Annotated in this window: 5 protein-coding genes and 1 pseudogene; 5 read left to right on the top strand and 1 reads right to left on the bottom strand. The window is 71.3% G+C overall.

What is annotated here, in order from left to right; all coding sequences use genetic code 11:
- From F3J18_RS00665 to F3J18_RS00655, 3 genes and pseudogenes are all read left to right on the top strand, one after another.
- A pseudogene (locus F3J18_RS00665) lies at positions 1–254 on the top strand (hypothetical protein); the annotation flags it as partial.
- Between the two features lie 216 nt (positions 255–470).
- Positions 471–2,231 carry a hypothetical protein gene (locus F3J18_RS00660; RefSeq protein WP_166910698.1) on the top strand — a complete coding sequence of 587 codons (1,761 nt, stop codon included), beginning with the start codon at positions 471–473 and terminating at the stop codon, positions 2,229–2,231.
- Positions 2,232–2,346: 115 nt separating this feature from the next.
- Entirely contained in the window at positions 2,347–2,934 is a 588-nt protein-coding gene (locus F3J18_RS00655) for a pyridoxamine 5'-phosphate oxidase family protein (protein ID WP_166910697.1), read from the top strand.
- A gap of 25 nt (positions 2,935–2,959) precedes the next feature.
- On the opposite strand, the gene F3J18_RS00650 is transcribed toward F3J18_RS00655, so the two are convergent.
- Positions 2,960–3,889: a LysR substrate-binding domain-containing protein gene (locus tag F3J18_RS00650; protein WP_036054860.1), complete on the bottom strand. Its 930-nt coding sequence runs from the start codon at positions 3,887–3,889 to the stop codon at positions 2,960–2,962.
- Positions 3,890–4,332: 443 nt separating this feature from the next.
- On the opposite strand from F3J18_RS00650, the gene F3J18_RS00645 reads away from it, so the two are divergent.
- Positions 4,333–5,481 carry a diguanylate cyclase gene (locus F3J18_RS00645; RefSeq protein WP_166910696.1) on the top strand — a complete coding sequence of 383 codons (1,149 nt, stop codon included), beginning with the start codon at positions 4,333–4,335 and terminating at the stop codon, positions 5,479–5,481.
- Between the two features lie 119 nt (positions 5,482–5,600).
- Entirely contained in the window at positions 5,601–6,089 is a 489-nt protein-coding gene (locus tag F3J18_RS00640; RefSeq protein ID WP_166910695.1) for a low affinity iron permease family protein, read from the top strand.
- Positions 6,090–6,142: the final 53 nt, after the last annotated feature.

The following is a 6,142-nucleotide window of genomic DNA, read 5'->3' as shown; positions in this document are numbered from 1 at the left end:
CGCCCGCGCGCCCTCCCGCGCCGCCGCCTCGCGAAACGGCGCTCGATCCGATCCCGGCGGCGGACACGCGCGTGGCGTTCCAGTCATTCGGCGCGCTGGCCGAGGCCGCCCCCCCGACGCCGACGCGCGACACGGCCGCGCCGGTGCCGGCCCCCCAGACCGAAACGCCCTATATCGACGAGGACGGCGACGAATTCTTCGACGCGCGCGATACCTTCGAGGAACAGGCCCCGCCCGCCACCGGGCGCGCCTGACGCCGGCATCGGCCATCTTGCCGGCGTGTGACAACGGCCGGTGCGCGGCGTCATGGCTTCGCCGCGCGCAACTCGGTTTCGCATTTGATTTCCTGCTCGGCTCGCGCACTCGCTACCGTTGGCTGAAACAAGGCCGGTGGCTGCGCAGGAGCGCGTCGAACGGCCCATCGCAACGAGAGGGCCAACATGCCGCCAGGAATCAAATCGAACAGCCCGGTGCTCGCACCAACGACCACCGCGACCACCGAAACGCCCAACCCGGCATCGACTTCGCATGTACCGCCGCCGCCCTCCCCGACCCGGCAAGCCTCGAACCAGGCGCTGAAGGGGCTGCAGGGCCAGGAGGACACGCGCGGCTCGGAAGGCGAGGGTTCGCGCCAGACGCCCAGGTTCAGCACCTCCACCCGTTCCGCCACCTCGCACCCGCCGCCGGTCGCGCCCAAGCCGGTGGCCTCGAGCTCGCGGCTCGCGCCGCCATCGTCGAAAATGCAGGCGCGCCGCCTGCCGGCGCAGCGCGCGCCGCAGCACCTGCATCGCGAGGCCGCGCAGACGCTGGCCTCGAGCAGCCAGCACGAGCCGAGCACGGCCACGCTGGCGATGCAGCAGATGATGCCGAGCATTCCCGAGGACGCCGAGCTGGGCCCGCTGACGCCGGCCGAGCAGGACCTGCTGACCCGCATGCGCGAGGTAGCCTCGGGCAACGAAAGCACCGAGATCGGCGGCGCCGACATGGCGCTGGCGATGCGGCACATGATGCCGCGCGTGCCGCCCGATGCGGTCCTGCACGGGCAGCACGGCGCGATGAGCCCGGCGGAGCGGCAACTGGTGGGCCGCATGCGCGAGATGGCACGGATGGTCGACCAGATGGAGATCGAACCGCTCAGCGAGGCGCAGCTCGACCGCCTCGAGGCGGGCCTGATGAACACGCCGGTCAAGCAGCCGACCACCGAGGGCGAGAAGCAAATCCACCAGGCGGTGACCCAGTTCATCACGGACGTCGCCGAGAACAATTTCGACAATCGCGCCGGCCGCCTGGCCACCTCCTTCGCGCACTCCCTGCTCGCGCGCATCCCGTCCGTGGCGGTCACCACGCTGTTCCGCCAGATGGCCGGGCAGGGTTTCGGCAAGGAAATGGAGCACCTGCCCGAGGGCGTCAAGACCATGATCTCTGTGCTGCTCACGGCGGTGCCGCTGGCCATGATCTTCGCGGGCAAGATGCGCGACGACAAGAAGGGGATCGCGACCGACCGCAGCAACTATTCACGTCTCGCGCTGATTGCGATCGGCGGCACGCTCGGCCTGGCCGCGCTGGCCACCCAGAGCATGGGCAAGTCGGCCCCGGCGCTCGCGCAGTTCGTGCTGTATTGCCTGCTGCGCGACGGCGTGCAGCGGTTCGTCTCGGTCGGACCGAAGGACAAGGAGCAGCCCGCGCCGTCGCCCGTGCGCTCGTTCGGCGCCGGCGCGGTCTACGCGGGCGACCAGATGGCGGCCGGCACCGGCATGAGCGAGCTGGCCCCGCACTCCGGCGCGGGCGCGGCCGACCTGCCGCCGCAATGGGCCAACTCGGCCACGCGTGCCGGCCTCAACCTGGGCGGGGAAGTGGTCGACGACCTGGTCTCGAACGGCATCGCGAGCGGCGACATACCGCGCCTGGTGGCCGAGCTGAAGAAACCGACCATGGAGGACGTCAAGGACACCGCGGTGGGCGCCTTCCCGGCACGCACCACTTTGTTCACCAGCAGCGCGCTGCTCTCGCAGATCCTCTCGGACACGGTGCTGGCCGGCAAGAGCGATTCGGTGGCCAACAACTGGGGCAATGCCGCGGTCGGCCTGCTGCTCGGCCTGGTGATGTACATGCCGTTCGCGCAGATGGGCGCCACCAAGAAGCCCGACGAGCCGAGCACGGCGAGCATCGAGGAGCTGCCCGATACGCCCGAACCCGAGCTGCCGCGTCCGCCGCAAGCCCACCTGGCCTGAGCCTGGGCACCACCCGGGCAGGGTCGGCGCGCCGGCCGCGCCCGGTTGACCGCCACGGCGCGGCTCGCTATCGTGCTCGGCACCTCGCCAGCCGGCGCGCCGCCCGCCTCCCGCCATGACCGACCTGCTCCCCCGTATCTGGACCCTGCTCGCCGAAGGCGCGAACGCGGGCCGCGAGCGCTCGCCGTTCACCATGCTGCAACTGGCCACGCTCGGGCTCGACGGCGCGCCCAGGGTGCGCACGGTGGTGCTGCGCGGCGTCGATACCGGGCAGGGTTCGCTGCTGTTCCATACCGATGCCCGCTCGGCCAAGCTGGCCGAACTGCGGCATGACGGCCGCGCCGCGCTGGTCGGCTGCGATCTCGCCGGCGGGCTGCAGATTCGCGTCGAAGGCACGGCGAGCGTGCTGGCCGACCAGGCCCGGCGCTTGGCGATCTGGCAGGCGAGCCGGCCGCGCACGCTGATCCTCTATCGCGCGCCGCTGCCGCCGGGCACGCCCGTCGCCGCGCCGGCCGATGCGCATCCTGCTTCCGCCGCTTCCGCCGACGCAGCCGACGACGCGCTCGACGGCTTCGCGAACTTCGCCGTGATCGAGCTGCGCGCCGAGACGATCGACTGGCTCGACCTGGCCGCCGACGGCCATCGCCGCGCGCGCTTCGTGCGCGAGCCGGCAGGCTGGCAAGGCAACTGGATCGCGCCCTGAGGCCGAGGCCGACGCCCCGGGCACGTCAGATCCGCAGCGCGTCGCTGCCCTGGCTGGCGCGCTCGTGGTCGCGCTGCGAGAACAGCCAGTCGCGCAGGTCCCGCAGCGGCCCGCTGTCGGCCGCGCCCTGCGGATGCACGACATAAAAACCGAGCGACAGGGGAAACGAGAAATCGAGCACGCGCCGCAAGCGGCCGGCGGCGATGTCGCGCTCGACCAGCGGCTCGCTGGTCAGCGCGATGCCCTGGCCGTCGATCGCCGCGTCGATGGCGAGCGAGGACTGGTTGAAGCGCGGCCCCTTGGCCGGATCGACGGCCGGCCCGGCGCGCAGCGCCTCCAGGAACTCGGGCCACAGATCGTGCGCGTCGTGCAGCAGCACCTGGCCGGCCAGCTCGTCGACGCGGCGCACGGGCCGCGCCGCCAGCAGCGAGGGCGCGGCCACCGCGAACACCTCGAGCGGAAACAGCAGCTCGGCCGCCAGCCCCTTGCCGAACGGCGGCTTGCCGAGCCGGATCGCGATGTCGACGCCGTCGCCGCGAAAGCTCGCCAGCTTCTCGTCGGCGATCACGCGCACCTCCAGCGCCGGCTGCGATTCACGCAACTGGGCGAGCCGCGGGATCAGCCATTTCGAGGCGAACGAGGGCGCGGTGCTGATGCTCAGCGTGGACGGGCGCCGGCTCAGCGTATCGGTTGCGTCCGCAACGATCGCGAAGGCGCGCTGGACCGCCGGGAAATAGGCGCGGCCGTCGGCCGTCAAGGCCAGCCCGCGCGGCAGCCGGTCGAACAGCGGGCGCTGCAGCACATCCTCGAGGTGCCGCACCTGCTGCGCGACCGCGCCCTGCGTCACGCCGATCTCCTCGGCGGCGAGCCGGAAATTGAGGTGGCGCGCGGCCGCCTCGAAGGCGCGCAGGGCGTTGAGCGGCGGCAGGCGGCGATGTTTCGGGATGCGGGTCATACGGGAAGCGCCGGGCCCGGCGGGCGGCGGCGATCTGCGGGACGAAGCGGGCATTCTAGCGCCGCGTGCGCGATCGGCGCCGACGCCTCGCGGCGGGCACGCCGCTGCGATCGCACCGCCGGGCCGCCGCGCTCACGCGCTTCGCCGTCCTGAGCGTCGGCGCGGACACGCTTTCGCCACGATCGCGCGCTAAAACAGGCGCTTTTCGTCTGCCCAGGGCTGGTAGACTTGCAGGCGGCGCCCAGTGCGCCACCACGCAGGCTTGGCGCGTCGCGCCGGCGCGCGCGTCGGAACCGTCCAGCACCCGCGGACGGCGGGGCCCGACGGCATGACCGCACGCGAAGCGTTCGGCCGGTCACGCAGTTCGCCGCAGTCGCCTGCCCGATCCCAATAGCGCCGCCCGCCGTCCACAAGCTGGCCGCGACTCGACGAAGGACCGTCACGTGCAGAGCAGGACCGAAGTTTACTCGTTGCCCCGCGGCCGGCTGGCAACTTGGCTGGCCGAGCCTGGCCGGGACACGCCGCACGAGATCCGCGTCGCGCTGGTCGGCACCCTGTTCGGCACGCTGCCGATCTTCTTCGGCGGCGTCTTCAACACCATCGCCGTGGCCTGGGCCCTGGAGGCCCGTCATCCCACCACGCTGTTCCGCATCTGGCTGTTCGGCGAGATCCTGATCTGCGCGATCCGCTTCGTGGTGCTGATCGTCTCGCGCCGGCGCGCGCTGCAGCACCGCCCGACGCCCACCGATTTCTACCTGAGCCTGGCACCGCTATGGGGCGCCTCGGTGGGCTATGGCGCCTTCATCAGCGCGATCAGCGGCGACTGGGTGGCGGCCACGCTGTCCTTCCTGTCGGCCGCCGCGATGGTGGGCGGCATCTGCTTTCGCAACTTCGCGGCGCCGCGCCTGGTGGCGGTGATGATCGTGCTCTCGCTCGGCCCCTGCGCGCTGGGCGCGCTGATCTCGGGCGAGAAGGTGCTGCTGCTCACCCTGGTGCAGATCCCCTTCTACCTGTTCGCGATGAGCGGGGCCGCGCGCCGCCTCAACGCGCTGCTGATCTCGACCATGAAGGCCGAGCGCGAGAACAGCCATCGCGCGCGCCACGACATGCTGACCGGCCTGCTCAACCGGGCCGGCCTGTTCAATGCCGCCAACGGCAACGCGCGGGCCCGGATCCACGCCGGCATGACCCTGCTCTATCTCGACCTGGACGGCTTCAAGCCGGTCAACGACGCGCACGGCCACGAGACCGGCGACACCCTGCTGGTGCAGGTGGCCGAGCGGCTGATGCGGCTGGCCGGCCCGGAGGCGCTGGTGGCGCGCATCGGCGGCGACGAGTTCGTGATCGTCGACACCTGCCGCGACTACGACACGCCGCGCGACTTCGCCCACGCCATCGCCCGCGAGATCGCCCGGCCCTTCGAGTTGGCGCCCGGCATCACGGCCAGCGTCGGCGCGAGCGTGGGGATCGCCTCCGTGTCGGGCGAGGGCACCGATATCGATTCGCTGCTGCGCATCGCCGACGCGGCGATGTACGACGCCAAGCGCAACAAGAAGGGCGACGCGCCCGAGGGCGTCCAGGCGAACGGCTGAGCGCCGCGCCACCGGCGATTTGCCCGGCCGTTGCGCCGCGAACCCGCCGCGGGCCGGCGGCCAGGCGATCGGCCGCGCTGTGCCATCATCGACACTCCCGATCCGGAACGGAGGCGACGATGCGCACGCAATGGTTCTCGCGGTTCTCCAGCTTTCTCTCCACCACCACCGGCCGCCCGGCCACCTTCATCCTGGCGGTCGCGCTGGTGCTGATCTGGGCCGTCTCCGGCCCGCTGTTCCACTTCAGCGACACCTGGCAGCTGGTGATCAACACCTCCACCACCATCGTCACCTTCCTGATGGTGTTCCTGATCCAGAACACCCAGAACCGCGATACCGCGGCCATGCAGATCAAGCTCGACGAGCTGATACGCGCGTTCGACGGCGCCCACAACGCCCTGCTCGACCTGGAGGAACTCGACGAGCACGACCTCGACCGCTTCCGCCGGCACTACGAGCGGCTGGCCGAGCAGGCACGCAAGGCGCTACGCGAGGGCCGGCCGGACACGGATTCGCCCTTCGTCGAGACCGACCGGAACGACAAGGACAACAAGGACGACAGCGACAAGAACGACAAAAACGATCGGGACGGCCCGCGACGAAGCTGAGGAAAAGCCGCGCCGGGGCATGGCACGAATCATGTCCATCTACGTCATTTGAG

The organism is Burkholderia sp. Ax-1720 (genome assembly GCF_011753035.1).
Lineage (GTDB): Bacteria > Pseudomonadota > Gammaproteobacteria > Burkholderiales > Burkholderiaceae > Burkholderia > Burkholderia gladioli.
Note: the sequence above shows the minus strand (reverse complement) of the source record. Positions and strands in the feature narration are given on the sequence as shown.